This is a genomic window from Bradyrhizobium algeriense (assembly GCF_003062295.1).
GTDB classification, from domain to species: domain Bacteria; phylum Pseudomonadota; class Alphaproteobacteria; order Rhizobiales; family Xanthobacteraceae; genus Bradyrhizobium; species Bradyrhizobium algeriense.
The window spans coordinates 1-556 of sequence record NZ_PYCN01000209.1 but is presented as its reverse complement, the minus strand read 5'-3'; the positions used below and the strand labels follow the sequence as shown (position 1 = coordinate 556).

Below are 556 nucleotides of genomic sequence, written 5' to 3'. Positions count from 1 at the left end.
AGACGCAGGATCGAGGCCAGCATGCCTTCGGTCTGGCGCCACGGCCGGCCAAACGCCAGCCGCAGCATCAAGCCCGTCTCAATCGCAATCTCAGAGTACTTCTGCGGGCGGCCGCGTCTCCTGCAGCGCGGTGGTGTCCATGCGGCCATCGCCGCCGGTGTCACCCACACGGTCAAGTCACCGCGCCGACGCAGCGCCGCATCGTAATCCCGCCAGTTCTGCACGCGGTAGCGGGCCTTTGGAATCTTGTGGCGGCGCTCTTCATTAACCTTGTAGGGCATGCGGCTCTCGGTTTCAGAAGACCGCCTCTATACCTTACCCCTGACTTGGCACGACACCCCGGTCCGATTTACGCACCAACGTCGCCATTAACCTGAGATAACTATCCCTAATGGTACGGAACTGGAGAGCAGGCCCCGTCCCATCAGAAAGATGTGGTCTTACATCCCTATGTTGGCAATTTCCTATTTGGCAAAGTGCTTGTCAGGACTCGCCGCTGGCAGCAGAGCTTGCTTCGGCCGCAGCAACCGGCGGGGCATCTCCCACCGTCGCATCC

The 556-nt window shown here is 61.0% G+C and carries 1 protein-coding gene; it reads right to left on the bottom strand.

Going from position 1 to position 556, the window contains the following annotated elements:
- Window positions 1-281: transposase (locus tag C7G61_RS43155; protein WP_190242292.1), on the bottom strand; the 281-nt coding region annotated here is incomplete at its 3' end.
- Between the last annotated feature and the right edge of the window lie 275 nt (window positions 282-556).